Here is a 24,642-nt window from a genome sequence, read left to right as displayed (position 1 = left end):
TCACTGTTGTAGTGCCGCGCGCAGCGCTGCTGCAGACTCATTGAGCGCCTCGGGTGACGCCTGGACGGCGGGGCCAATGGTGAGGTGCTGTTCTGAGATATAAGCGGGCGAGGTAATGTCTGCCTTGGTGTGCATGGGCACGATGTGCGCATGGGCGTGGCTGATATCGGTGCCGGTAAACAAGAATGCGACCCGCTCAACGCCAAAGTGGGCTTTCATGGCCTTGGCAAGTTTCTGGCCAAGTTGCATAATTTCTGCGGCAAGTGACGCCGGCAGGTCATCAAAATAATCAAAATGCTCGCGAGGAATAATCAGCACATGACCGGGCCTGATGGGCCGGATGTCCAGAAACGCCACCAGGGTTTCGGTTTCGTAAACAATGGTTGCAGGTATGGTCTTTTCGGCAATGGAACAGAAAAGACACGAATGGGACGACGGCATGGTGCAGGGCTCCTGTGCATGTCCCACGGCGCCCTTGGGCGCCGTGAGCACATTAATAGTTATTGTTGCTATAGACGATATAGCATTATGTTGCTGTCATCGTCTAGCTGGGGGGCTGGGCACCAGGTTTTGGCTGCAGGGCTGACACCCTACATCGTGGGACAACGTGACACCATACATTGCTACACGCTTTGACCCCGCCCAACAAGTTGTCGCCATTTCTGGGCCCTGGTCTTGTTTCAGGACCCAGATTTCGTTTTAGGCCCTGAACTTGACCTGAAATGTTAACCGGATATGAACCGTTAGGCAGCTGCGCTGTTGCGTAATGCGGCGGCGCGTCGAGTAAATACCATGCCCCATGCCAGGCCTGCCACGGCGGCGATTGTCGAGGCTATCAGTACAGCAAGCTTTGCGGCACCCAGCAACGTGGCATCATCAAATGCCAGGTTGGCGATAAAGATAGACATGGTAAAGCCGATGCCAGCAAGCATGCCGACCAGCATCATGCCAGGCCATGTGACGCCGGGCGGCAGAGAGCACAAGCCCAGGCGCACTGCCAGCCAGCTTGCAGCCATGAGCCCTACTGGCTTGCCAAACACCAGGGCAATGATAATGCCGGCCATAACGCTTTGCGCTGCACCCGAACCCAGATCAAACCCGTCGAGCGTTACCCCCGCATTAGCCAGGGCAAACAGCGGCATGACCCCATATGCAACCCAGGGGTGCAGTGCCATCTGCACGCGTGTAACGGGTGCCAGCAACTCGCGCTGCGCTTTGCGCAAGGCTTTGAGCGGCTGGGCGATTTCTTCTGGCGATGTGTTGGTGGGTGACTCATCTTGCTTACTCAGGCCGGAGACGGCACCGCGCAGCATATCGAGTGGGCGTTCGCGGGTGTGACGCGGTACCACGGGCGTCATCAGGCCCAGCACCACGCCTGCCAGCGTCGGGTGTGCGCCAGTTTGCAGCATGCCTGTCCAGAGTATGGCTCCCGGTACGATGTAGGCCCATGCCGAGCCTATGCCCATACGTTGAAGGGTAAGCACCATAATGATGCCAACCGCCGCGACAATAAGGCCAGAAAAGTCGAGACCGCCCGAGTAGAAAACGGCAATGATCAGTACGGCGACAATGTCGTCAATAATGGCGACAGCAAGCAGGAAAATGCGCAAATTGCCCGGTATAGACTTGCCCAGCAGGGCCAGAACCCCTACGGCAAAGGCGATATCAGTGGCAGTAGGTACGGCCCAGCCCTGACGCTGCAGGGGTTCGCCGTTGAGCGCAACGTAGGCAAGGGCGGGTATTAATACACCACCCATGGCGGCTGCCAACGGTAACGATGCAAGTCGCAAGCTGGACAGCGCGCCTTCGTGTATTTCTCGGCGGATTTCCATACCCACAACAAGAAAAAACACCGTCATCAAGGCGTCGTTTACCCAGAAATGCAGCGACTGCGCGACCTGGAAGTCGCCAATGCCAAAAGATAGTGTGGTGTGCCAGATGGCGTGATAGCTGTCGGCGGCGGGCGAGTTGGCCCAGATTAGCGCAACTGCAGCGGCCAGCAATAAGGTGATGCCACTGACGGCTTCGATATGAAGAAAACGCTCTATGGCGGAGAAAGCGCGCTCGGTGACGGCTTGGGCGCGTGGAATAGATTGCCCGGACGAATGTCTGTGCATGGTCGACGTGTCTCCGCGCGGCGGCCCGACCTACGCTTTAACCTGCCGAGCCGCAACATGCAGCCCTAACACCCGGGGCGAAGTATACAAGCATAACCACGTGTTTCTGGTTGGGGAAAACCCGTATATAACGTATAAGAAATCACCAACATCTTGCCGTCAGCGCAGTGGTTCAGCCGTCTTTTAAACGTTGTGCAGCGTGATGCGAAATGGGTTGCACTCGTCCATATCGCGCACTTGTTGTAAATTGATGCCTCAATATGACGAAGCAATCAGGTTAGGAAATTATGTCCACTAAGCAAAATCAAAAATTCGAGGTTGCCACCCAACTGACCAAGCTGGGGCGCGATCCCGCAGAGCAGTTTGGGTTCGTCAATGCCCCGCTGTACAAAGGTTCTACAGTCATCTATAAGACTATGGATGATCTGGAACACAGACGCAGTAGGTTTACCTATGGCACAGCGGGCACGCCGACCATCGCTAATCTGGAAGACGCTTGGACGCAGCTGTCGGGCGCTGCCGGTACGGTGCTTGCACCTTCTGGGCTGGGTGCAGTGGTGCTGGCATTGCTAAGTACAACCAAGGCCGGTGATCACATTCTGATGCCTGATTCGGTCTATCGTCCAACCCGCAATTTCTGCAACGGCATGTTGGCCAGGTACGGTGTGCACACCACGTATTACGACCCCATGATGGGTGCCAAAATTGAAGGCCTGGTGCAGCCAGAAACTTCGACCATTTTTCTGGAGGCACCGGGATCCCAAACGCTTGAAGTGCAAGACGTGCCAGCCATTGTGGCTGTCGCCCGCAAACACGGCGTCAAGACCATTATCGACAATACTTGGGCAACGCCTGTTTTCTTCAAGGCGCATGAGCACGGCGTAGATCTTTCTGTTGAAGCGGGCACCAAATATCTGGGCGGTCATTCAGACATACTGCTGGGGCTGGTCTCTGCCAACGCTGAGAGCTGGCCAGCGCTGCGTGCCACGTATGACTCCATGGCCATGCTGCCGGGCGCTGATGACTGCGTGCTGGCCTTGCGCGGCATGCGCACCTTGCATCTGCGTCTGAAAGAGGCTGAACGTCGCGGGCTCGAGATGGCACAGTGGCTGCAGGCCAGGCCCGAGGTCAGTCGGGTACTTCACCCTGCATTCGAAAGTTGCCCAGGGCACGAAAACTGGAAGCGTGACTTCAAAGGTGCTTCGGGCCTGTTCTCCATCATCCTCAAGCCTGGCTATGGCCAGCAAGATCTGGCGAAAATGTTGGATGGCATGTCCATCTTCGGCATGGGGTTTTCGTGGGGTGGTTATGAAAGCCTGATCATTCCTTTTGACTGCGGGCAATACCGCACAGTCACTTCCTGGAAGCCCGAAGGGCTTGCATTGCGCCTGCAGATCGGGCTTGAAGATGTGGAAGATCTGAAGCAGGATCTCGAACAGGGCTTCGCGCGGCTCGGTTCGGCATAGCACCTACCGGTGCTGAGAGCGGCACGGCATAATTTGCCGTGCCCGAACCGTACTCGTACCCGCACGCCAGCTGAAGGCATCGGCATTTTCGAGCGCCGCGCAGCCTGGTGAGCGTCAGGCTTGATGGCGCGGCGTCCTAGACCTGCCCGATTAAAAGTCTTGGGTGGTCGCCAACAAGGCTTTTGCCTGTGTAAGCAAGCAACCCAGATCGCTGCCGATGGCAATAAACTTTGCTCCTGCTTCGTAATACGCCCGTGCGACTGAAGGGTTGGGGGCCAGTACACCCGCCATTTTTCCTGCTGCGGTAACTTGCTTGATTGCGGCAGCAATGCTTGCCCTAACGTCGGGGTGCTCAGGCTGGCCCAGCAGGCCCATGTCCGCAGACAAGTCTGCAGGGCCAAAAAACACGATATCTATTTCAGCCAAAGCAACAATAGATGGGATAGCCTGGATTGCTGCGGCGGTTTCTATCTGGATGGCGATGACGATTTCGTCGGCAGCGACCTTCAGATAGTTTGGGTAGTCACCGTAAAGGGCGGCTCGCCCTGCAGTTGAAACTCCGCGCACGCCATCCGGCGCGTAACGCGTCGCACGGATGATATCTCTTGCTTCGTCCGCATTCTGTACATACGGGAACAACAGGTTTTTGGCACCGGCATCCAGCAGCCTTTTGATGACAACACTATCGTTGCATGGCGGCCTGACGAAGCCGCAGGCGGCCGAGGAGTCTAAAACGCGTAGTTGATCAACGATATCACCCAAGCTGTTGGGCGCATGTTCCATGTCAAGCAGGAACCAATCGTAATCAATGGTTGAGAGCACTTCGACTGACGTGGCTGACGTCAGCGAGCACCATAATCCGATCAGCTTTTCGCCAGCAGCGACGCGGGCTTTAAATGTATTGGGTTTGCAGGGCATGGCTGGCCTTAATCAATCGATACGTTAGCGTCGGTGGCGATCTGTTTCCACTTCGCATCACTATCGGCGACATACTGCTTGAACTGCGCGACGGAGCCTGTGGTGACGTCGTCGCCCTGTTCTTCGAGCCGCTTTTTCATTTCAGGATTTTCCATAACCTTGGAAAATGCCGCATTTAGGCTTTCGATAACGGGTTCGGGCGTGCCCGCTGGGGCAAAAATACCTATCCAGCCTGACAGTTCAAAATCCTTGAGCCCGGCCTCAGCCATGGTGGGTAGATCAGGTAATGCTGAAGACCTTGTTTTCCCGGTGGTTGCGACGCCGATGAGTTTTCCCGCCTTAATCTGGCTTAATACATTGGGGATATTGGTAATGGAAAATGTCGCATCGCCAGACATCAGTGCCAAGGTTGCCTGTGAGCCGCCAGAATAGGGAATATGCTCAAAATCGGTATGCGTCTTGTTCTTGAAATACTCGCCTGCAAGATGAACAAGGGTGCCATTACCTGTAGAGGCATAGTTGTATTTTCCGGGGCTCGCCTTAAGAAAGGCTGTGAAATCGTCAAGCGATTTACCTTTGAACTCTTGGGATGTCACAAGCACGAACGGCGATGTCGTTAGCTGAATGACAGGCGCGAGGGCCGTGGCGGGATCGTATCCAAGGTTTTTGTAAACAGCGGGGGATATCGAGATAGGGCCAACGCCGGAAAGCAACAGCGTATAGCCGTCAGGCTTGGATTGTGACACAATGCGCCCGCCCAATGTTCCACCCGCGCCTGGCTTGTTTTCTACGATGAACTGCTGGCCTGTCTCTTTGCTCAAGCGCTCTGCAGCCAGCCTGGCTACTACGTCAAACGCGCCTCCCGGAACGAACGGAACCAGTATTGTCACGGTGCGCTCTGGAAACGTTTGTGCCTGCACACTTTGCATACAAAAAGGCACGCTGGAAGCCAGAATCAGTGAAATAACGTTTTTTAATGAAGGCACAGATGTCTCCGGAACAAGGTGTTTGTAATTGATTTTGTAGTTATATCATAAAAATCGATACGTAATGTTCCAGTTTTTGTGTCTATTTTGATTGCCTATGGGGTGTTTGCTAAGTACTGCCGTGCCTTCCAGGCCTTCCGCCTCTGCCATTCTTATTTTCATTGTTATGGTGGCCGTCTGTTTTTTACATCATGGCGAGGGTTGGTTTGTTCATGACTACCTCCGGCGGTATATCCGTAGGCATACCTTGGAGGGCTGGCTGGCATGTCTGTCGGCCTACTTCGGAGGTATACCCGCTGGGCATACCCGCCGTTCAAACTCCCTACAGAAGTATCTGGGGGAAAACAGGCCAGACGCTAAATATGGCAGCATCCAGGAAAAGAATATGTCGGCACACCTCGGCAGCCTGGCTCGGTGGCATACCCGCCGGAAATTAGGCAACATGAAAGCGTAAAGGTCAGTTTTTCGCCGGCCGCTTGTGGAGACGGAGGCCGGCGAAAACCTTATCAAGCCCGGTGGTAGATTCTTGCGCCTTTCTCGCGGAACTCTATGGATTTTTCCTGCATGCCATCCTGCAGGGCCTGCGCTTCGTCCAGCCCCTTTTTGTGTGCATACTCCCGAACGTCCTGGGTGATTTTCATGCTGCAGAAATGCGGGCCGCACATAGAGCAGAAATGCGCCACTTTCATGGAGTCTTTGGGCAAGGTTTCGTCGTGGAAGGCGCGCGCTGTGTCAGGGTCCAGGCCCAGATTGAACTGGTCCTCCCAGCGGAATTCAAATCGCGCCTTGGACAGCGCATTGTCGCGTATGGCCGCGCCCGGGTGCCCTTTGGCAAGGTCGGCGGCATGAGCGGCGATCTTATACGTGATGATGCCATCCTTGACGTCCTGCTTGTTGGGCAAGCCCAGATGCTCCTTGGGTGTGACATAGCACAGCATGGCGGTGCCATACCACCCGATAAGCGCGGCGCCTATGCCCGAGGTGATGTGGTCATACCCTGGCGCGATGTCCGTGGTCAGTGGTCCCAATGTATAGAAGGGCGCTTCGTGGCAGTGCTCAAGCTGCATGTCCATGTTTTCTTTGATCAGGTGCATGGGCACATGGCCAGGGCCTTCGATCATTACCTGCACATCGTGCTTCCACGCGACTTGGGTTAGTTCGCCCAGCGTCTTGAGTTCAGCGAACTGCGCTTCGTCATTCGCGTCATACCCGGAGCCCGGTCGCAGACCATCCCCCAGCGAGAAGCTTACGTCATAGGTTTTCATGATTTCGCATATCTCGTCGAAGCGTTCGTACAGAAAGCTTTCCCGATGATGCGCCAGGCACCACTTGGCCATAATGGAACCACCGCGCGAAACAATGCCCGTCATGCGATCAGCGGTCATGGGGATAAAGGGCAAGCGAACACCGGCATGAATGGTGAAGTAATCCACGCCCTGTTCCGCCTGCTCAATCAGGGTGTCGCGGAATATCTCCCAGGTCAGCTCTTCGGCCTTGCCGTCCACTTTTTCGAGTGCCTGGTAAATAGGCACAGTGCCAATGGGCACGGGTGAGTTGCGCAGTATCCATTCGCGTGTTTCATGTATGTTCTTGCCTGTCGACAGATCCATGACGGTGTCGCCGCCCCAGCGTATTGCCCAGGTCATTTTTTCTACTTCGTCACTGATGTTCGACCCCAGCGCGGAGTTGCCGATGTTGGCGTTGATCTTGACCAGGAAATTGCGGCCTATGGCCATGGGCTCGATTTCAGGATGATTGATGTTGGCGGGGATGATGGCCCGCCCGCGTGCAATTTCATCACGTACGAATTCAGGCGTGATAGATGCCGGAATGGCGGCGCCGAACGATTGCCCTGCATGCTGGCGCAGCAGGCGTTTGGCCAGCTTTTCACCGTCAGGCCCGCTGTGGCGCAAGGCTTCTACATATTCCTCGCGGCGCAGGTTCTCGCGCAGGGCGACAAACTCCATTTCCGGCGTAATGATGCCGCGGCGCGCGTAATGCATCTGCGAGACATTACAGCCGGGCTTGGCGCGACGAGGGGGGCGCACGCGCGGAAATCGCATGCTGTCCAGACTGCTGTCATGCTGGCGCATACGGCCGTAGTCGCTGCTGATGTCGCTCAGGACTTCGGTGTCGTTGCGTTCGGTAATCCAGGCTTCGCGCAAGGGGGCCACGCCCTTGCGCAAGTCTATGGTGGCGGCCGGGTCGGTATACGGACCGCTGGTGTCGTAGATTGTTAGCGGTGGATTCTTTTCACCGCCGAACATGGTCGGCGTGTCGTCCTGGGAAATTTCCCGAAACGGTACGCGCAGGTCGGGCCGCGAACCAGTTACATACACTTTGTGTGAGCAGGGAAGGGGGGTGATGGCAGCCGTGTCGACGGTGGCATCAAGGGCAGAAAAGGTGGAATTGGACTTCAAGGCGTGCTCCAAAAAACATTAATGGAGCCGATAGGGAATTGTCTCGTGACTATAGAAAATATGACGCAAGGTCGGCGGACGACGCAAGGTCAGTAGAGGAACGAGCACGCTCCCAGCATCGGCGTTATCCGTACTGGTACGAAGGGTTTTATCTCAACCCGCCGGACAAAGCCCGGTGAGTACCCCTGCGTGTTGCGTAGTATAGGTGATATATGCAGTCGTATCCTCTCGGATATAAAAGAGGCTTTTTTTATGCTTATGACCTGCAACGTGTATAGAAAAATACGTTTTTCTATACACGTCTTCTGTAAAATGTATAAAAAATTGGGTTTTCTATACATGTCGTCAGGCAAGGTGTTAAGCATGTCATCACTTCCCTCATTGTTCGCGCTCGATGTTGACCAGTTTGATACGCCACAAATCCTCAAGAAGCTGACGGCTGCCGGGCGAGCGCTAGCAGAACTGAAGGGGGTGGCTGCCTCCATTCCTAATCAGGGCATATTGATAAACGCGCTTGTGCTGCAAGAGGCAAAAGACAGCTCCGAGATCGAGAACATCGTCACCACGCACGATGAGCTGTTCAAGGACGAACTGGTGCTGGAAGACGCAATGCACCCAGCTACAAAGGAAGTGCTGCGCTATCGGCAGGCATTACGCTTGGGGTATTCTCGGGTGCGTGAAACCGGGCTGATCACCGCCAATGCAATCGCGGACATTCAGGCCGAACTGGAGCGCAACAGTGCTGGCTTTCGAAAATTGCCCGGCACGACATTGAAGAACCAGGACGGGCTGACGGTATACACTCCTCCGCAGGATCCGATCGAGATCGTCCAGTTAATGGGTGATCTCGAAAGATTCATCAACGAAGAGGACAGCTTCGCGGCCGACCCTCTGATAAAGATGGCATTGATCCACCATCAATTTGAGAGCATTCACCCCTTTTACGATGGAAACGGCCGTACAGGGCGGATTTTGAATGTGCTGTATCTCGTACAGCAGGGGTTGATGGACACCCCAGTCTTGTATTTGAGCAGCTATATCGTGAGAAACAAGGCCAATTATTATCGATTGCTTCAGCAAGTTCGCGAAGAAGGCGCCTGGGGGGACTGGGTGCTTTACATGCTTGAGGCCGTTGAACAGACTGCCGGGCATACGATGTCGACCATCCATGAAATCAAGCGCACACTCTTTGATTACAAGCATCGTATTCGTGCTGAGTTCAAGTTTTATAGTCAGGATCTCATCAACAACCTGTTCATGCATCCCTATACAAAAATCGACTACCTTCAGCGCGACCTTCAGGTGTCGCGACTGACAGCCACCAAATACCTCGACGCGCTCGCAGAGGGTGGGTTTCTGGTCAAACAGAAAGTCGGACGGAGCAGTTATTACGTGAATACGGCATTGACCAGCGTATTAACCCAATCGTTGCCGTGATCCTGTATTCGCGCCCAATTTGCGGCGCTGCTTGCACTCAGGGCAGTTTACCAACCGCCTTTTTGGCTTCGAGCAGCGTAATCAGTAGCTGATCACGCTTGGCCTTCAGGTCGGCATCGTCGTAAGACGACAGCTCTTCCTTGACCCCTTGTTCTATTTTTTTTCTGGTGGCTTCGTTCAGCGGCACATGCCCCAGATCTGCCCACCAGTCTTCGATGGGGGGGCCCAGGTGTTCGAGCGTATGCCCAATGCCGCCCACACCGCCAGAAAAATGCAGGTTGAGAAAAGGCCCCAGCAAGGCCCAGCGTAAGCCCGGGCCATGAGAAATCGCCACGTCAAGGTCGGCAACTGACACGACGCCCTGGTCAACCAGATAGCAGGCCTCCTTCCATAGCGCTGCCTGCAGCCGATTGGCGACGTGCCCTTTGACCTCCGCGCGTATATGTATGGGTTTTTTTCCTATGGCGGTATAAAACGCCATGGTGCGTGCGACGGTTTCTGCTGAGGTTTGCTTGCCAGCCACGACTTCGACCAACGGTATAAGGTGCGGTGGGTTAAAGGGGTGGCCCAGCACGATGCGCTCAGGGTGTTTGGCGCCCTGCTGCATGTCAGACATGAGCAGGCCCGAAGAGCTGGACGCAATAATGACGTGGTCGCGTGTGGCGGCTTCGATCTGTGCCACGATGTCGTGTTTGATGTCGAGGCGCTCCGGGCCGTTTTCCTGGATAAAGTCAGCGTCCGCAACGGCGTCTGCAATACTGCTGGCAAAACGCAGGTTTTCAAGCGAGGCACCAGGAGCCAGGCCTTGCTGTTGCAGGGCTGGCCAGAACGACTGCACCAGGCGACGCAGTTCAGCTTCGGCATCGGGTGCTGGGTCGGAGGCGGAAACATGCATGCCTCGTGCCAGAAAATAGGCAGCCCAGCTTGCACCGATAACGCCTGCGCCGATGATGGCCACACGTTGAATCGTGGGTTGTTGCTGACTCATTGTTGCTTTCCTTGAAGTGAACAGGTGGGCCGCAACCGGCCCGTCATGTATGGAATAAGGTGAACGGCGCCAGCATGACCCCATGACGGCGACTCAAACTACCGAAATCATAGGCCTCGGGGGGTAGCGCAGGCAAGCATGCACGTCTGGTCAGGCTGGCGTTACGAATGGCGACTGTTACGAAATGGGGCCGTGCAGTACGATAAACATTCCAATCTTTGTTCAAGCACAGGAGCAATCATGACGTACGAATTATGGTACTGGAATGGCATTCCGGGGCGCGGTGAGTTTGTCCGGCTGGCACTGGAAGCCGGTGGCATTGAGTACCGGGACTGTGCTCGCGAAAAGGGGGGCGAGACTTCTCTATTGCTGAACGACTTAAGAAAAAATCGCAAATACCCACCCTTTGCTCCGCCTTATCTAGTGGCAGACGATATGGTTGTTTCGCAGACGCCCGCCATTTTGCTTTTTCTCGGTGAGCGGCATGGACTGGCGCCCGAAGGTACCAAAGCGCGCATTTGGGTGCATCAACTACAGCTAACCATCGCCGACTTGGTGGTCGAAGCCCATGATACGCATCACCCTATTGCCTCGGGCATGTACTACGAAGAGCAGCGCGATGAAGCATTGCGTCGGGCACCTGATTTCCGCGAAAATCGCCTGCCCAAGTTTCTGGGCTATTTTGAAGCTGTGCTCACACAGCACGAGGGCTGGCTGGTTGAAGGCCACAAGTGGTCGTATGCCGATCTGTCGTTATTCCAGGTGCTTGATGGCTTGCAGTTCGCCTTTCCTCAGCGGATGTCGCACCTGGCACAACACTATCAGCGCGTTATGGCGCTGCATGAGCGGGTAGCAGCCTTGCCAGAGCTTCAGGGGTATTTGTCCAGTGATCGTCGGTTGCCGTTTGGCGATGGCTTGTTCCGCCACTATCCTGAACTTGATGCCGCATAGAGTCGCCCAACGCCCAATGCCGCTGCGTCAGCTCTGCCAGTTGAGCTGCCAGGCGGCTGAGTGGGCGTTTTGCAACCAAAGCATGCAGGACAGGGTTTTGGCGTCGGTCACGGCACCGTTTCGGCAGGCCTCAAGCAGCTCACTAATAGGCATGCTGTGAACTTCAAGAAACTCATCTTTGTCCAGTTGTTGCTGGCCGGCCACGAGGTCGCGTGCGAAGAAAATGTGGATGATTTCGGTGGAGTAGGCAATGGCAAGATGCAGCTTACCCGCGCACGCCCATTGTCTGGCTGTATAGCCGGTTTCTTCGAGCAGTTCGCGCTGGGCGCATGCCAGGGGGTCTTCGCCGGGGTCGAGTTTGCCCGCCGGAAACTCAGTCATCACTTGCCCGACAGGGTAGCGAAACTGACGTTCAAGCAACACGTGGCCGTCGTCCAGTAACGGGATAATAACCACGGCCCCAGGGTGCACAATATATTCTCGGCTAGACACCTGGCCATCGGGCAACCGCACTGTGTCGCGGCGTGCCTTGAGAAAGCCACCTTCAAAAAGTGTTTGGCTTTCAACAAGGGTTTCAGCAAGGTGAACGTCAGTAACCTGGGGTGTTTTCATAAGCGCACAAGGTGATAAGAAGCGGCGCCTGGCCCGGAGCCAGGGTGCCGCGTGTTGGTTCAGGGGCAGTGCGCAAGCGCCTGACTTGAACGCTTGCCAGAGCAGTTAGCTCAAGATTTTTTGCTGAATCAGATGCCTTCTGCATATGGATCGGGCCGCCGCGAGAAGCGTCGGGATATTTTCCAGATATGCGCCGGAGGCAGATTGGCAATAACGGTTTCGGTGCGTCGCGCCCGCAAACCCAGGCGATCAAGCAAGCGCCTGGGTACGGGGCAATTAGGCCCGTAGGTAAAGAGCAGCATGAAACCGCCCGGCCGTAGGTGTGAAAACACGCCCTGCAGAATATCAACCTGATGCCGTGCCGACATATTTAGCAACGGCAACCCGCAGATGGCAACACCGGCGCGCTCGTCCGGAAACAGGCGAAGTTGTGCCAGTTTTGTGGCGCTTATTTCATGCACCTGCGCACCCGGGAATTCATCGCGTAGCTGGTGCGCAAAGCGTTCACAGGTTTCTATAAGCACCAGGTTTTGGGGCAGAAAGCCCTGAGCCACGAGCGCTCGGGTAAAAGAGCCTGTGCCAGCGCCGAGTTCAAGACAGGGCCCATCAAGTGGGTCGGCTTCGCGGGTAATGGCTGTAGCCAGCCGTGCACTGGATGGCCAGATCGCCCCTATGCTTCGAGGGTTGGCGCGCCACGCCTGAAGGAAACTAACGCGTTCTGCCACCCAAGGCAGGTTTGCGGCGTGTGTGAGCGTAAAGTTCAGGAAACGGCTGGCAAGTTCTAGCGGGCGCGAAAGCACAGGGCTAAACCGAAGGCTGAATGATTCTCCGGTCGAGGCTTTGAGCGGCATGCGCGATCTCCTTAAGGGCTTAGCTGTTTGCCTACCTGCAAGCTTAGGAAGGTAAACGGCTCAAAATAAAAGCGTACTACGAAGTAGATGGCACGGGCATGTGTGTTACCCATGCTAACGTAAGAAAATGCCAGCCCAAAATGACTGCAGACAACTTAAATGATACGCCTGCGAGTATGCTTGTATGAAGCCGCATCTGGGCATGGAAATTGCCTGTAACTGCATTAAACCTCAGCTGAGGCAATCCTGACGCATTTTATGATGCAGTTTGGGAGCAAACTACAGATTGATGGGCAACAAATACAGGCGGCGTGGCTGGTTGGCTACGCTTGTTTAACAGCCGGTCTGAAAATCGGCGATTTTCGGAGTATTTACATGAACGACAAAACGCAGTCTGAAGACAGTAACGACTTTGATGATCACGATAAAGTCGATAGTGCGCAAGTAAAGGCCAGCTTTGATAACCTCGTTGAGAGCGCCGAAGACTTACTCAAAACAACGGCAAGCTACAGTGGTGCAGAGGTTCAGGCAGCACGCGACAAGCTACGCGTGCAGCTAGACCTGGCTGGCAGGCAACTGGACGATTATCGCGGCACCATTGAAGAGCGCCTTTGCAATACCGTAAAGTCGGGCGAGCGCTGCATACGCCAGCACCCCTGGAAGGCAGTGGGGATGGCCGCGTTGGCCGGCATGATCTGGGCCAAGTTCATGTCTGGTGGTGACGATAGACGGCTGTAAGTGGGTGACACGGTGCAGCATGGGCACCGAGCGCAATGTATTGCGGCGGCCGACGCTAGTATGTTTTTGATTACACGTTCGGCCTGCCGCTAGTGCCCTGTGCGGGCAAAGTGTGGCTTGTCGGGTACGGCCGTATAACGCTTGCCAGCAGCACGTTTTTACTTTTGCTGACGTTTCAGCAGGCAACGTGCCGAGCGGTATTTCCCCTATCTCAGGCAGGGGTGTATTGAAGGGCCTTCAAACCATTGTTCATGGGAAGGCGTTGCAGCGCGGTTGGTTGCGCGTCAGGCCAGGTTACGCTGTGCCCAGGTTTCGGCCTCGATCGCCATGTCCATCATCCGCTTGATAATTTGGATTTCAGATTTTCCCAAAGCCCGTTGCCGGTCTGAAAAGTCTGCCATGCTGGTGTCTGTGGGAAACCAGTCTCTTTCAGGCTGAAGCTCCAGGCCGTCTGCGTTTTTAATATTGCCATTGGGCAAGATGTACCAGGTGCTCATGTGTATTCCTTTCGTAACAAAGTGCAGTGCTTTGGCCGTTGGCGATGCAGCACGCGGCAATTAAACGCCTTTATAGGCCAACCCTAGCGCGAGGCCGGTCATGATAACGGCAATAATGCCATCAAGTATGCGCCATGCCCGGGGGTTGGAGAACAACGGCGCAAACAAGCGGGAGCCTGCGCCCAAAATGGCCAGCCACACAATGCTGGCCGTAAGCGCCCCGATGGCGAAACCGATGCGGGCCTCTTCGAAGCGATCGGCCAACGACCCGACCACCATCATATCGAGCCAGAAATGTGGGTTGAGCAGGCTAAACCCCACAGCGCCCAGAAGGGCACCTCGTCGCGATGGCACGGCTTGCCGAGCGGCGACCAGCCCGCTGGTATGTGTGACGGCGCGCCGTGCAGACTGAAACGCGTACCAGAGCAGAAAGCTTACGCCAAACCAGAGCATGAACTCGCTTAGGCCTGGCAGCCAGGCGGTGACAGCTTGCAAACCCCAAACACTGGCAAAGATAAAGACGGAGTCTATTAAAGCGCAAATCAGAATAACGCTGATGAGATGGGCGCGCATTAAGCCCTGCCGCAGTATGAAGGCGCTTTGCGCACCCACGACGGCGAACAGGCCCATGCCGGTGGCGACGCCGCTGGCCCAAGCTGAAAAAAGAGGGGGATAAGATACAAGCGAAAACATAATGACTCTGCAAACCAAAAAAAGCGCCATAGCCCTTCGCTATTAGCCCCAGCTATTCTGCCTTGGTCTTGATATAAAATACAGCTAAACCAAGTTAACCAACTTAAGAAAAGCTAATGATATGAACCTGGATCACGGAAACCTGCGTGCATTAGCGGCCGTCGTGCGTGAAGGCAGCTTCGAGCGGGCTGCTGCAGTGCTCAACGTAACGCCCTCGGCTGTTTCACAGCGCATCAAATTGCTTGAGGGGCGTATGGGAAGGCTGTTGGTGCAGCGTACTGTGCCTACGGCTGCAACGCCTGACGGCCAGATACTGGTGCATCTGGCCGAGCAAGCTGCACTGCTAGAGCATGACGCGCTGAGCCGACTGGGTTTTGATGAAGACATCCCGCAGGCCAGCATCGCGATCGCCGTCAATCATGACAGCCTCGAAACATGGTTTATGCAGGCGGCGGCGCTGTTTTCAGCACGTACTAATGCAACGCTCGATCTGCAGTCAGAAGATCAGGACCATACCGCCGCCTTACTTCGCAATGGCACCGTGTTGGGTGCGGTGACCACGCTGGGCGAGCCTGTGCAGGGGTGCCATGTTCATCGATTGGGCAGCATGCGCTATGTGGCAACCTGCTCGCCGGCGTTTCATGACAAGTATTTTGCTAAGGGCGTCAGTGCGCGCACGCTGGCTGAGGCACCAGTGCTGGTGTTCAATCGCAAAGATGCCATGCAGGCGCGTTTTGCGCTAAAAGTTATGGGAGAACAACCCTGGAGACCACCTGTATGGTGGTTACCCTCGTCAAGGGCGTTTGTGCGGGCCACACTTGATGGGCTGGGTTGGACCATGAACCCATTACCTATGGTTGAGCAAGAACTGAACGACGGCCTTCTGGTGCCGCTGCGCGCAAGAGCCTGGGAAGACGTGCCACTTTACTGGCAACACTGGCGCATAAACTCGCAAGCCATGAATGTTTTGAATCAGTCTGTGCTTGAGGCTTCAAAAAGCCTGATCCACAAGCGTTAAAATACAATGCTTAGCGGGGTGCTACATGTGCAGTATGGCAGCCGACGGTTGGGCGCACTCATGCGCCGACCGTCACGGCCATGTTCGGTCAGCGGCTACCAAAGCAGCCCCCGACCTGTAACATTAATCTTGGCGCTCAGTAACTTCGAGCAGATGGTAGCCAAACTGGGTTTTTACTGGGCCTTGTACAACACCAACGGGGGCGCTAAAGACCACTGCGTCGAACTCAGGTACCATTTGGCCGCGACCAAATGTACCAAGATTGCCACCGTCGCGGCTGGACGGGCAGCTTGAGTTTTCTTTGGCGACCTGGCCAAAGTCGGCGCCATTTTCAATAGCCGTTTTGAGTTCGTTGCACTTGGCTTCGTTGTCGACCAGAACGTGACGGGCTGAGGCTTGAGCCATAAACACTACTCCTTAATTAAATAATTTTTACCACACGCCTGAGTGTCAGCCCCGACCTTCAAGACGGGGCGAGCAAGGCAGCAATCTTCTGGAGCCGAATGCTCCGCTAATCAGTGGCATAAAAATCCCGACCATAAGGCCGGGATTCCTCACAGAATAACGTACTTTTAAAGCCTATGTATCACACCACTCTCGCTCAGCGCGTCATGCGCATTCTCGTGTGCGTCCTTGTTGCGGCATATACCGTCTGGGGAGCCATGGCAATGTGGTATCAACTGCCGGGGCCTTTGCCGGTTCGATGGGTCGTCATTTCTGCATGGTGTGCGCTGGGCGTTTATATTATTTACAGATCCCGTCCTACTCGCGCCGCACGTGTACACTCGGCACGCCTGTCTTGGCTGGCCTATGCCGCGATAGCGGGTGCGTTGCTGGCCTGGTGGAGCACCTTGGCCCCGTCGCATCAGCGTTTCTGGGCCGATGATGTGGCAAGAATGCTTGAATCAGATGTAAAGGGCAATATGGTGGAGTTGCGTAATGTGCGTAACTTTGACTGGCGTAGCGAAACTGACTACACCCCACGTTGGGAAACGCGTCACTATGACCTTGATACGCTGGCAAATGCCGATCTGTTTCTGTCGTACTGGATGGGGCCGAAGATTGCCCATACGTTGGTTTCTTTTGGTTTTGACGATGGCCAGCGCGTGGTGTTTTCGCTTGAAATTCGCAAAGAACAACAAGAAAGCTTTTCGGCAGTAGGCGGGTTTTTTCGGCAATTTGAAAAGGTTATTATCGCGGCAGACGAGCGCGATATTATCCGTGTTCGCAGCAATATTCGCGGCGAAGATGTATATGTTTACCGTCTCAGCCTAAGCCCAGAGCAGCTCAAGACACTGTTTATGGTGTACCTGACTGATGCTCAGGCGCTGTTGAACAAACCCAAATTTTACAACTCGCTAACCAGCAACTGCACCACGATTGTTTACGACGTAGCTCGTCACGTTGATCCGGGCCTGCCTTTTGATTACCGGCTGCTGCTGTCAGGCTATTTTGCAAATTATGCCTATGATCATGGCGGCCTGATTGGCGGCCATTCGTTTGCAAGCCTGCGTGAGGCGGGCCGTATTCACAGCCGCGCGGTGGCGGCTGGAGACGACGATGCATTTTCTGCGTTAATACGGCGCGGTGTTCCTGGTGTTTCGCCTGCTTAACTTAACTGGCCCGTTTTTAGCGTGCTAGCGCGTATTACTGCTCTTCTTTTACGTCTTTGTCAGTGCCGTTGTGCAGCGATCGCATGGGTGGTTGGTCGCGCTGGGCACGTTCGTTAACGATACGCATAGACAGTGGCACCACATACTGTTTGACCTTCCAGTTGCGGTAAGGGGCTTCGGTAGGCTTATTCTGCAGCATCTTGAACCTCATAGTGCGGCGTTAGACAGCCATGTTTTTTTACGGTCGCGCCAGTTGAAGTGGCGACTACAGCAAAGAACAGGCGATTAACAGTTGTGAACGACGACTTGTGCAAAGCCTCGTTAGTTGAAGCCAGCGCCGTATGATGACAGCCGTATATGTCAGTGGTGCTACAGCGCTGTGATACTTTTTCCATAATGGGGCCAGACCCTATTTCCGTCAATTAGCATTAACGATAGCTATCCTTAGAGATGTTCGTGTCCGTCGCGCTGATCGGGCATCAGTTAGTCAGTCAGTTAGAGATCCTCTGAACAAGCTCGAGGTCGAAAAAAAACAGCTTCAATTAAATCAATTGTTTACGACAGCGGGCGAGGCTGAAAACCGACTTATTCAGACCTTTCTTAGTCAAGCAATCAAGCAATTAAGCCATCAAACGGGTTCTCCGCTTTTCCCCTTCCGCTCAGTCTGGCCGTCCATATGGCTTTCTGTTTGCGACATTGGGTGTTCAGCTAAGGTCCGCTTCACGCTGCCGCCGTCAGGCCTAAGGCATTGCCGGTAAATGTGTATTTCTGATAGGTTGTGGTGTTCTGCAGGCATGGACGGGTATCTTTCGTCTGCTTAGCATGGATGTATGGCGCTTTTTGTGATTTTGATCCGAATTTGCCATACACAATAACTAGGAGACATACCCATGCAAACCAAATTCTGGAGCCGTACGATGGCTTCCCTTGCGTTCGCCGCCGGTGCAACGACAGCGTCCGCCCAAACCCTGTCTGGAGACGTGCTGCGCATTGGCGTGCTTACTGACATCTCAGGTGTATACGCTGACGTTTCCGGCAAGGGGGCCATTGAGGCCGTAAAGATGGCGGTGGAAGATTACGGCGGTACCATGTTCGGTAAACCTATCGATGTGGTTTACGCAGACCATCTCAATAAGCCCGATATCGGGGCGGCCAAGGCGCGCGAGTGGTTCGACACGGGAGATGTCGACATGATCACCGACCTGGCCAACTCAGGTGTTGCACTGGCGGTCGCGGGCATCGCCAAAGACAAGAAGCGGCACATTATTGTGAATAACCCGTCCAATGTCGGCCTGACCAACGAGATGTGCTCGCCCTATACCGTTCATTACACTTACGATGCCTATTCGCTGGCTCATGGCACAGGCCGCACGATTGCTGAGCAGCCGGGGGGCGATACCTGGTTTTTCCTGACGGTTGACTTCGCATTTGGCATAGGTCTTGAGCAGCAGGTCAGTGAGGTGGTTCGGGCAGCTAACGGACGTGTGGTCGGCGCGGCAAGGCATCCGCTCGGCACCACAGACTTCTCATCCTTTGCGTTGCAGGCACAAACTTCAGGCGCAAAAATCATTGGGCTGGCTTCTACGGGGCACGACACAGTCAATGCGATCAAGGCTGCCCGTGAGTTTGGGCTGACGCCGAATCAGAAGCTGGCCGCGTTGTTGTTGTGGATTAACGATGTGCATGCATTGGGGTTGGACGTTGCTCAGGGACTGCAGCTGACTAATGCCTGGTATTGGGACATGAATGATGGTTCGCGTGATTTTGCCAAGCGCTACTACGAGCGCATGCAAAGCATGCCCAATATGGCTCACGCGGGTGATTATTCATCGACCATGCACTACCTGAAAGCCGTCGAGGCAGCCGGTACCGATGATCCAGATGCCGTATCGGCAAAAATGCGCGAGATGCCTGTTAATGACTTCTTCGCCACCAACGGAGCCATCCGCGAAGACGGACGCATGGTACATGATATGTATCTGTGGGAAGTGAAGTCGCCAGAAGAGTCGGCCAAGCCATGGGATTACTTCAAGCTGATAAAAACCATACCCGCCGCCCAGGCCTTTGCGCCGCTATCTGACAGCAAATGCTATCTGGTCAAAAAGTGAGATCAAGCCTGATTGCATCTGGCGTCGTGCCGCATCGGTGGACGCCGGGCTTAGCCTCTGGGTTTGCTGCGGTACTCAGAAGGCCGAAAGCCCGTCAGACGCTTGAACGTATTGGAAAACGTAAAGGGGTTTATGTATCCGACGTTGCGGGCGACGACTTCAATTTTTTTGGATGTCGTGACAAGCTGATGGGCAGCCTGAGCAATACGCATGGTAGTCAGCTGCTTGCCCGGGCTGCGGCCGAAGTTTTTCCAGCACAGGCGACGAAGATGTTCAGGGCTCATATTGGCAAGGCCAGCCAGGTCGTCGAGCTTCCAGTCGCGGCCCAGGTCAGCCAGTACTGCGGTCCACATCTGATTCAGTCGCGGTTCGCGTTGCCAGGGGTCGACCATGCGTGCGACATAGCGTTCAATAAGGTCAACCCAGGCGGCGCAAGAGCCGGGATCGGCACTGATGCTCATCTCTTGCGCCAGACCCAGAATGGCATGCTGGAGTGGTTGGCCATCAAAGTGGGTGAGCCCCGGCGTCATGGCGCCGGCCAGCGATCGTGGCGAAGACGGCATGAAGCGCACCCAGCAAAGCTGCCATCGAACGTCAGGCAAGCAATGGAAGGCATGCAGTGCATGGGCGGGCGCAAAGCTGGCAATACCTGCGCTCTGCCTGTGCCAACGCCCGTCAAGCAAGGTTCTGCCTTCACCTCCCAGACATACTTGCAGAAACGAGCCGCTAAGGCGGGTGCGCACAATGGTGTAGGGCGCAGCAGCATCGATGACGGCTACATGGGCGATATGGCGCGAGGCCAGGGCTTCGCAATGCTCGGCACGCACCGTGGTAAGACGCGTGTCGTCACCATAGATGTGTGTTTCGGTTTGCAGGTTGGGAGTATTGATCATAAAAAGAAAGCCACCTGTAGTCACGCGCCAGTCTGTTTGCAGATTATAGAGGTGTGGGCAAGCCCGGCGGCCTGTATGCCGGGCCATGTACGTAAAGATGTCGACGGCGCAACGTTGTTGCGACGCGACCGATTATTTAACCAAGGTAGTTTCTCAGGAGCACGCTATGGCAGGGCATGACCGCCAGACATTAATGCAAAAATTTCAGGATATGGTTTCGCGAGGCGAGCCCATTATCGGTGGGGGAGCAGGCACTGGCATCTCTGCAAAATGTGAAGAGGCGGCGGGTATTGACCTGATCGTTATCTATAACTCTGGCCGCTACCGGATGGCCGGACGTGCGTCTTCGGCTGGGTTGCTGGCTTATGGCAATGCCAACGAGATCGTTGTTGAAATGGCGGGCGAAGTGCTGCCCGTTTGCAAACGAACGCCAGTGCTTGCGGGCGTTAATGGCACTGACCCCTTCATAATCATGCCGGTTTTCCTGAAGAAGCTGAAAGACATGGGCTTTTCGGGAGTGCAGAATTTTCCGACTGTGGGCATTATTGATGGCACGTTCCGCCAAAGCTTGGAAGAAACCGGCATCAACTATGCCACCGAAGTGGACATGATACGGCAGGCGCACGAGCTGGACCTGTTAACAACGCCTTATGTGTTCAGTGCAGAAGAAGCGGTAGAGATGACACGCGCAGGTGCGGATTTTATCGTGCCGCATATGGGTGTCACCGTGGGTGGGTCAATCGGCGCAAACACGTCGAAGTCGCTGGAAGAGTCAGTCAGGTTGATTGACGAATGGGGCGAGGCGGCCAGGCGCGTGCGCAAAGACGTGATCGTCATCGCGCACGGCGGGCCGATTTCCATGCCCGAAGATGTCGAGTATGTGCTTCGCCACAGCAAGCACTGCAATGGCTTTTACGGTGCCAGCAGCATGGAGCGTCTGCCAACAGAGATTGCCATAGAGAAACATGTCAGGCGGTACAAAGACATTACCAGATAAGGGCTTTAAGGCCACATTGATAACACGTTATAAGCCTCTCATAGCAAGGGGCAGGAGGAGACAGTATGGCTCGCGTATATGTCAGTGCAGTAATGGATGCAAGCCTGGAACAGGCCTGGGGCATGCTGCGCGATTTTGGTGATCTTGGAAACTACCATCCGTTTTTCGAGAAGTCATATATCGAAGATGAGTGGCCCGCCGATCGTGTCGGCTGTGTTCGCAATTTCAGGGTGCGGGAAGACGGCGGTATGTTGCGAGAGCGCCTGCTTGAACTATCAGACCGCGACTTTCGGTGCACCTATGAAATTATTCATATCGATGCGCCCTGGACCAACTACGTTGCGCAGATGCAGCTTTTTCCTGTCACCGAAAGTGGACAGTGCTTCGGGCAATGGTGGGCCGAGTTTGATGTGCCCGCTGAGCAGGAAGAAGAGGCGGTCAAGCGCGTAGCCGACACGTTCGGAATTTTCTTCCAGTGTGTGCAAGACCGTTTTGGATCTAAAACATGAAGAGGCGTGACAGCCACGTATGGGTTGTCGGCACCTTCGATACAAAAGCCGACGAGCTTTTCTACCTGGCAGGCCTAATTCGCGACGCCGGCTTGCCGGTCACGACCGTCGATGTCAGCACGCGCAGTCATGCTCATGAAGCGGATGTATCGGCGTCTGAGGTGGCGGGCTGGCATCCGAAAGGTGTGTCGGCCGTCATGGCGCATGGCGACCGAGGTCGGGCTGTTGCCGCCATGAGTACCGCTTTAACGCATTTGGTCAACGCAAAACAGGCCAGCGGCGCTATTGGCGGCATGATAGGCATAGGAGGCTCAGGTGGTGCCTCTCTTATTGCCCCTGCCATGCACAGCCTGCCTTTCGGCATGCCGAAACTGCTGGTGTCCACCGTTGCCTCGGGCAATGTTTCGCCTTACGTCGATATTTATGACGTGATGATGTTGTACCCGGTCACAGATCTGGCCGGGCTTAACCGCCTGTCGCGTCACATTTTGGCTAATGCTGCGCACGCCATGGTTGGCATGGTGTCGTATACGTTTTTGCCTGATCAGCATGATGATCTACCGGCTCTCGCTTTGACCATGTTTGGCGTTACCACCCCCTGCGTCCAGATGGTTGCTGCAGGCCTGCAGGATAGTTTCGATTGCCAGGTGTTCCATGCCAATGGTGCCGGCGGGCGTACGCTGGAGGCCTTGGCCCGGGCCGGCCTGCTGCGTGCCATTATTGACCTCACCACCACGGAAGTAGGTCAGCACCTTGCCGGTGGTGTGTGTGACGCAGGGCCGCAGCGGCTGGAAGCCGCGTCGGTGCTTGGGCTTCCGTGGATAGGTTCGCTGGGGGCGCTCGACATGATCAATTTCGGGCCGCGCGCAACAGTACCCCAAAAATTTGATCATCGACTTTTTCATGTTCACAATGCCCAGTTCACACTAATGCGCAGCACCGCTGAAGAACTGGAGCGGGCGGGGCGGGAGATCGCTCAAAAACTCAACCAGTCTCCGGGTATTGTGCGCCTGTTAATGCCTATGCATGGCCTGTCTGCCCTGGATGCACCAGGTCAGCCATTTCATGATCCCTTGGCGAATCAGGCGTTATTCGATGCCATCGGGCAGCACTTTGTGGAGACAGAAACCCATACGCTGGAGCGCGTGCAGGCGCATATTAATGACCCCGAATTCGCGGCGAACGTCATCAACCATGTGCAGGCTATGCGGTCAGTGTTTCTCTAGGTTTATTACCCAGACGGGTAGCTAGCGCCCACCCGTCTTGAGCTACAGCATCCAGTCGATAGGCAGCAATGAAAAAAACCACACGCTGGCGCGGCGCCAAAAGCTGGATTCAGGTTCGGTTTCATAACGCACGATCTCGTTGTGGTTGCGCTCCAGCCAGACCAGTTTTCCGTTTTCTGCAAGCCGTACTTCATAGGCGTGCTGCGGAACCTGTTCGGTAAAGGCTGCATCAATTCGCCCGGCCAGGGTCGGGCTGTCAATAATAAAGCCGAGCTCGGTGTTCAGGTTGGCCGAGCGTGGGTCAAAGTTAAATGATCCGACAAAAGCACGCGCATCATCTACAGCAAAGGTCTTGGCGTGCAGGCTGGAGCCCGAGCTGCCAAAACGCCCCACACCTTTTCCTGCTCGTGGCTGCATGGGCACGCTGCGCATCTCATACAGTGTTATGCCGGCTTTCAGTAAGTCTTTGCGCCATTTTGCATACCCAGCATGCACAACAGCCACATCGGTTGCGCTCAGCGAGTTTGTGAGAATGCGAATGTTCACGCCCTTATCGGCAAGCGCACGGAAGGCATCCACGCCTGTTGCCGTGGGCACAAAATAAGGGGATATGAGTTCTAGATTGTGTTGGGGGGAGCCCAGAATGGCCGCGAGCTGATGGGTGAGCAGGCCTTCGGGCGGCGCCTTGCCTAACGCCTTTGCAGGGTCATCGCTGACCATACGCGTGGGCGCCCATTCTAATGGTAGTGAGCGGTCCAGCAGCTGCTGAATAATTGGCAGCTCTCGCAGTGCCTTGATATAGCTTTCTGCAGCGGGCGATTTTTCTGCCTTCGACGCGTTAGCGGCCAGGTCGTCAAGCCTTGAGGCGCTGACCGCTGACACAAGCTGCTCTATGGGGTAGGCAGATTCACTAGCCCAGTAGCGGTCAAAGTCGGTGGAAACATCGGTGACGACGGGGCCAATGGCCATCACGTCAAGATCGGAAAACAGCACCCCGTTACTGGCACCAAAATACTCGTCGCCCACATTGCGGCCACCTATGATGGTGACCTGATTGTCGGCGGTGATTGATTTGTTGTGCATGCGCCGATTAAGACGCTTAAAGTCGGTTAAATACCCCAGCGGCTTGAAGCGTCTGAACACAAACGGGTTGAACAGGCGCACTTCGATATTTGGGTGTGTGGCAAGCGCGGCCAGGTCGTCATCCAGCCCGCTTATGCCGTTGTCATCCAGCAGCAGCCGCACCCGTACGCCTCGATCTGCTGCGGCGTGCAGGGCTTCAAGAAGCAGAATGCCGGTAGTGTCTTTGCGCCAGATGTAATACTGGACGTCGAGTGTCTGGTCTGCTGTAGCCGACAGCAGCATACGTGCTGCAAACGCGTCAAGGGCCTGTGGCAACGAAAAAATGCCGCTGGTGCCCGGATGGGACGCCACCTGAGGGGCAATTGCACGCCCCAGCCGGGTTTCTTCGGCAAGGGCTTTGGGCAGCGCGGTCGTGTTCACGCCGTGATCGAGCACCGGCAGCGAGCATCCACCCAGCGAGGCCATCATCACAAAAAAGGCCAACGGCTTTTTCAGGTTGTGAATGTGGCTTGCACCGTTGT

At 55.2% G+C, this 24,642-nt stretch carries 24 protein-coding genes; 10 read left to right on the top strand and 14 right to left on the bottom strand.

Annotation, left to right across the window (positions count from 1 at the left end; translation table 11 throughout):
- Positions 1-441, bottom strand: coding sequence for an HIT family protein (locus tag FQ179_RS12080; RefSeq protein ID WP_149397522.1), 441 nt, complete (start codon positions 439-441; stop codon positions 1-3).
- Between the two features lie 302 nt (positions 442-743).
- Positions 744-2,117 (bottom strand): Na+/H+ antiporter NhaA, encoded by a 1,374-nt coding sequence (gene nhaA, locus FQ179_RS12075; RefSeq protein ID WP_149397521.1) that lies wholly within the window; start codon positions 2,115-2,117, stop codon positions 744-746.
- A 287-nt stretch (positions 2,118-2,404) separates the two neighbouring features.
- On the opposite strand from nhaA, the gene metC reads away from it, so the two are divergent.
- Positions 2,405-3,583, top strand: a complete 1,179-nt coding sequence (gene metC / locus FQ179_RS12070) for a cystathionine beta-lyase (RefSeq protein ID WP_149397520.1) — start codon at positions 2,405-2,407, stop codon at positions 3,581-3,583.
- Positions 3,584-3,733: 150 nt separating this feature from the next.
- Here the strand turns inward: metC and FQ179_RS12065 are convergent, their stop codons facing one another.
- The 3 genes from FQ179_RS12065 to thiC all read right to left on the bottom strand — a co-directional run bounded on the left by FQ179_RS12065 (position 3,734) and on the right by thiC (position 7,907).
- Positions 3,734-4,501, bottom strand: coding sequence for an HpcH/HpaI aldolase/citrate lyase family protein (locus tag FQ179_RS12065; RefSeq protein WP_149397519.1), 768 nt, complete (start codon positions 4,499-4,501; stop codon positions 3,734-3,736).
- Between the two features lie 8 nt (positions 4,502-4,509).
- Positions 4,510-5,487: a tripartite tricarboxylate transporter substrate binding protein gene (locus FQ179_RS12060; protein ID WP_149397518.1), complete on the bottom strand. Its 978-nt coding sequence runs from the start codon at positions 5,485-5,487 to the stop codon at positions 4,510-4,512.
- 506 nt (positions 5,488-5,993) lie between these two features.
- Positions 5,994-7,907 (bottom strand): phosphomethylpyrimidine synthase ThiC, encoded by a 1,914-nt coding sequence (thiC, locus tag FQ179_RS12055; RefSeq protein ID WP_149397517.1) that lies wholly within the window; start codon positions 7,905-7,907, stop codon positions 5,994-5,996.
- A 339-nt stretch (positions 7,908-8,246) separates the two neighbouring features.
- Between thiC and FQ179_RS12050 the strand changes: the two genes are divergently transcribed.
- Positions 8,247-9,344, top strand: a complete 1,098-nt coding sequence (locus tag FQ179_RS12050) for a Fic family protein (protein ID WP_255474965.1) — start codon at positions 8,247-8,249, stop codon at positions 9,342-9,344.
- A 37-nt stretch (positions 9,345-9,381) separates the two neighbouring features.
- Here the strand turns inward: FQ179_RS12050 and FQ179_RS12045 are convergent, their stop codons facing one another.
- Positions 9,382-10,332: a 3-hydroxyacyl-CoA dehydrogenase NAD-binding domain-containing protein gene (locus FQ179_RS12045; protein ID WP_149397516.1), complete on the bottom strand. Its 951-nt coding sequence runs from the start codon at positions 10,330-10,332 to the stop codon at positions 9,382-9,384.
- 240 nt (positions 10,333-10,572) lie between these two features.
- Here FQ179_RS12045 and FQ179_RS12040 point away from each other — a divergent pair, with 240 nt between their 5' ends.
- Positions 10,573-11,283, top strand: coding sequence for a glutathione S-transferase (locus tag FQ179_RS12040; RefSeq protein ID WP_149397515.1), 711 nt, complete (start codon positions 10,573-10,575; stop codon positions 11,281-11,283).
- Positions 11,284-11,310: 27 nt separating this feature from the next.
- Here the strand turns inward: FQ179_RS12040 and FQ179_RS12035 are convergent, their stop codons facing one another.
- Together FQ179_RS12035 and FQ179_RS12030 are read right to left on the bottom strand one after the other, a co-directional pair.
- A complete protein-coding gene (locus FQ179_RS12035; RefSeq protein ID WP_149397514.1) occupies positions 11,311-11,895 on the bottom strand; it encodes an NUDIX domain-containing protein in 585 nt (194 codons plus the stop codon).
- Positions 11,896-12,023: 128 nt separating this feature from the next.
- Complete coding sequence (locus FQ179_RS12030; protein WP_149397513.1) at positions 12,024-12,746, bottom strand: class I SAM-dependent methyltransferase; 723 nt, start codon at positions 12,744-12,746, stop codon at positions 12,024-12,026.
- A gap of 375 nt (positions 12,747-13,121) precedes the next feature.
- On the opposite strand from FQ179_RS12030, the gene FQ179_RS12025 reads away from it, so the two are divergent.
- The gene (locus FQ179_RS12025) at positions 13,122-13,484 is read left to right on the top strand and encodes a YqjD family protein (protein ID WP_149397512.1); all 363 of its coding nucleotides are present in this window, start codon (positions 13,122-13,124) and stop codon (positions 13,482-13,484) included.
- Positions 13,485-13,768: 284 nt separating this feature from the next.
- On the opposite strand, the gene FQ179_RS12020 is transcribed toward FQ179_RS12025, so the two are convergent.
- Together FQ179_RS12020 and FQ179_RS12015 are read right to left on the bottom strand one after the other, a co-directional pair.
- The gene (locus FQ179_RS12020; RefSeq protein ID WP_149397511.1) at positions 13,769-13,981 is read right to left on the bottom strand and encodes a hypothetical protein; all 213 of its coding nucleotides are present in this window, start codon (positions 13,979-13,981) and stop codon (positions 13,769-13,771) included.
- A gap of 60 nt (positions 13,982-14,041) precedes the next feature.
- A complete protein-coding gene (locus tag FQ179_RS12015) occupies positions 14,042-14,674 on the bottom strand; it encodes a LysE/ArgO family amino acid transporter (RefSeq protein WP_149397510.1) in 633 nt (210 codons plus the stop codon).
- A gap of 121 nt (positions 14,675-14,795) precedes the next feature.
- On the opposite strand from FQ179_RS12015, the gene FQ179_RS12010 reads away from it, so the two are divergent.
- Positions 14,796-15,692 carry a LysR family transcriptional regulator ArgP gene (locus tag FQ179_RS12010; protein ID WP_149397509.1) on the top strand — a complete coding sequence of 299 codons (897 nt, stop codon included), beginning with the start codon at positions 14,796-14,798 and terminating at the stop codon, positions 15,690-15,692.
- 123 nt (positions 15,693-15,815) lie between these two features.
- Here FQ179_RS12010 and FQ179_RS12005 read toward each other — a convergent pair whose 3' ends face one another.
- Positions 15,816-16,097 (bottom strand): peptidylprolyl isomerase, encoded by a 282-nt coding sequence (locus tag FQ179_RS12005; protein ID WP_149397508.1) that lies wholly within the window; start codon positions 16,095-16,097, stop codon positions 15,816-15,818.
- Between the two features lie 176 nt (positions 16,098-16,273).
- Between FQ179_RS12005 and FQ179_RS12000 the strand changes: the two genes are divergently transcribed.
- Positions 16,274-17,305, top strand: a complete 1,032-nt coding sequence (locus FQ179_RS12000) for a DUF4105 domain-containing protein (RefSeq protein WP_370459865.1) — start codon at positions 16,274-16,276, stop codon at positions 17,303-17,305.
- A gap of 34 nt (positions 17,306-17,339) precedes the next feature.
- Here FQ179_RS12000 and FQ179_RS22315 read toward each other — a convergent pair whose 3' ends face one another.
- Positions 17,340-17,504: a hypothetical protein gene (locus FQ179_RS22315; RefSeq protein WP_180119750.1), complete on the bottom strand. Its 165-nt coding sequence runs from the start codon at positions 17,502-17,504 to the stop codon at positions 17,340-17,342.
- 691 nt (positions 17,505-18,195) lie between these two features.
- On the opposite strand from FQ179_RS22315, the gene FQ179_RS11995 reads away from it, so the two are divergent.
- Positions 18,196-19,413, top strand: coding sequence for an ABC transporter substrate-binding protein (locus tag FQ179_RS11995; RefSeq protein WP_149397507.1), 1,218 nt, complete (start codon positions 18,196-18,198; stop codon positions 19,411-19,413).
- Between the two features lie 50 nt (positions 19,414-19,463).
- Here the strand turns inward: FQ179_RS11995 and FQ179_RS11990 are convergent, their stop codons facing one another.
- Positions 19,464-20,306 (bottom strand): AraC family transcriptional regulator, encoded by an 843-nt coding sequence (locus tag FQ179_RS11990; RefSeq protein WP_188074594.1) that lies wholly within the window; start codon positions 20,304-20,306, stop codon positions 19,464-19,466.
- A gap of 166 nt (positions 20,307-20,472) precedes the next feature.
- Here FQ179_RS11990 and FQ179_RS11985 point away from each other — a divergent pair, with 166 nt between their 5' ends.
- The 3 genes from FQ179_RS11985 to FQ179_RS11975 all read left to right on the top strand — a co-directional run bounded on the left by FQ179_RS11985 (position 20,473) and on the right by FQ179_RS11975 (position 23,038).
- Positions 20,473-21,303, top strand: coding sequence for a phosphoenolpyruvate hydrolase family protein (locus tag FQ179_RS11985; RefSeq protein WP_149397506.1), 831 nt, complete (start codon positions 20,473-20,475; stop codon positions 21,301-21,303).
- A 65-nt stretch (positions 21,304-21,368) separates the two neighbouring features.
- Positions 21,369-21,812 (top strand): SRPBCC family protein, encoded by a 444-nt coding sequence (locus tag FQ179_RS11980; protein WP_149397505.1) that lies wholly within the window; start codon positions 21,369-21,371, stop codon positions 21,810-21,812.
- A complete protein-coding gene (locus tag FQ179_RS11975; RefSeq protein ID WP_149397504.1) occupies positions 21,809-23,038 on the top strand; it encodes a Tm-1-like ATP-binding domain-containing protein in 1,230 nt (409 codons plus the stop codon). Before FQ179_RS11980 ends, FQ179_RS11975 begins: the two co-directional genes overlap by 4 nt.
- 42 nt (positions 23,039-23,080) lie before the next feature.
- On the opposite strand, the gene FQ179_RS11970 is transcribed toward FQ179_RS11975, so the two are convergent.
- Complete coding sequence (locus FQ179_RS11970) at positions 23,081-24,589, bottom strand: phospholipase D family protein (RefSeq protein ID WP_149397708.1); 1,509 nt, start codon at positions 24,587-24,589, stop codon at positions 23,081-23,083.
- Positions 24,590-24,642: the final 53 nt, after the last annotated feature.

This window comes from Pusillimonas sp. ANT_WB101 (assembly GCF_008369125.1).
Lineage (GTDB): Bacteria > Pseudomonadota > Gammaproteobacteria > Burkholderiales > Burkholderiaceae_B > Allopusillimonas.
The sequence above is the reverse complement of the archived record's forward strand: the minus strand, read 5'-3'. Positions and strand labels throughout refer to the sequence as shown.

Bases quoted from the DNA above. Each gene is read 5' to 3' on its own strand.
- FQ179_RS12080 (WP_149397522.1), bottom strand. From the start codon at position 441: ATGCCGTCGTCCCATTCGTGTCTTTTCTGTTCCATTGCCGAAAAGACC.
- nhaA (WP_149397521.1), bottom strand. From the start codon at position 2,117: ATGCACAGACATTCGTCCGGGCAATCTATTCCACGCGCCCAAGCCGTC.
- metC (WP_149397520.1), top strand. From the start codon at position 2,405: ATGTCCACTAAGCAAAATCAAAAATTCGAGGTTGCCACCCAACTGACC.
- FQ179_RS12065 (WP_149397519.1), bottom strand. From the start codon at position 4,501: ATGCCCTGCAAACCCAATACATTTAAAGCCCGCGTCGCTGCTGGCGAA.
- FQ179_RS12050 (WP_255474965.1), top strand. From the start codon at position 8,247: ATGTCGTCAGGCAAGGTGTTAAGCATGTCATCACTTCCCTCATTGTTC.
- FQ179_RS12045 (WP_149397516.1), bottom strand. From the start codon at position 10,332: ATGAGTCAGCAACAACCCACGATTCAACGTGTGGCCATCATCGGCGCA.
- FQ179_RS12040 (WP_149397515.1), top strand. From the start codon at position 10,573: ATGACGTACGAATTATGGTACTGGAATGGCATTCCGGGGCGCGGTGAG.
- FQ179_RS12035 (WP_149397514.1), bottom strand. From the start codon at position 11,895: ATGAAAACACCCCAGGTTACTGACGTTCACCTTGCTGAAACCCTTGTT.
- FQ179_RS12030 (WP_149397513.1), bottom strand. From the start codon at position 12,746: ATGCCGCTCAAAGCCTCGACCGGAGAATCATTCAGCCTTCGGTTTAGC.
- FQ179_RS12025 (WP_149397512.1), top strand. From the start codon at position 13,122: ATGAACGACAAAACGCAGTCTGAAGACAGTAACGACTTTGATGATCAC.
- FQ179_RS12020 (WP_149397511.1), bottom strand. From the start codon at position 13,981: ATGAGCACCTGGTACATCTTGCCCAATGGCAATATTAAAAACGCAGAC.
- FQ179_RS12015 (WP_149397510.1), bottom strand. From the start codon at position 14,674: ATGTTTTCGCTTGTATCTTATCCCCCTCTTTTTTCAGCTTGGGCCAGC.
- FQ179_RS12010 (WP_149397509.1), top strand. From the start codon at position 14,796: ATGAACCTGGATCACGGAAACCTGCGTGCATTAGCGGCCGTCGTGCGT.
- FQ179_RS12005 (WP_149397508.1), bottom strand. From the start codon at position 16,097: ATGGCTCAAGCCTCAGCCCGTCACGTTCTGGTCGACAACGAAGCCAAG.
- FQ179_RS12000 (WP_370459865.1), top strand. From the start codon at position 16,274: ATGTATCACACCACTCTCGCTCAGCGCGTCATGCGCATTCTCGTGTGC.
- FQ179_RS22315 (WP_180119750.1), bottom strand. From the start codon at position 17,504: ATGCTGCAGAATAAGCCTACCGAAGCCCCTTACCGCAACTGGAAGGTC.
- FQ179_RS11995 (WP_149397507.1), top strand. From the start codon at position 18,196: ATGCAAACCAAATTCTGGAGCCGTACGATGGCTTCCCTTGCGTTCGCC.
- FQ179_RS11990 (WP_188074594.1), bottom strand. From the start codon at position 20,306: ATGATCAATACTCCCAACCTGCAAACCGAAACACACATCTATGGTGAC.
- FQ179_RS11985 (WP_149397506.1), top strand. From the start codon at position 20,473: ATGGCAGGGCATGACCGCCAGACATTAATGCAAAAATTTCAGGATATG.
- FQ179_RS11980 (WP_149397505.1), top strand. From the start codon at position 21,369: ATGGCTCGCGTATATGTCAGTGCAGTAATGGATGCAAGCCTGGAACAG.
- FQ179_RS11975 (WP_149397504.1), top strand. From the start codon at position 21,809: ATGAAGAGGCGTGACAGCCACGTATGGGTTGTCGGCACCTTCGATACA.
- FQ179_RS11970 (WP_149397708.1), bottom strand. From the start codon at position 24,589: ATGATGGCCTCGCTGGGTGGATGCTCGCTGCCGGTGCTCGATCACGGC.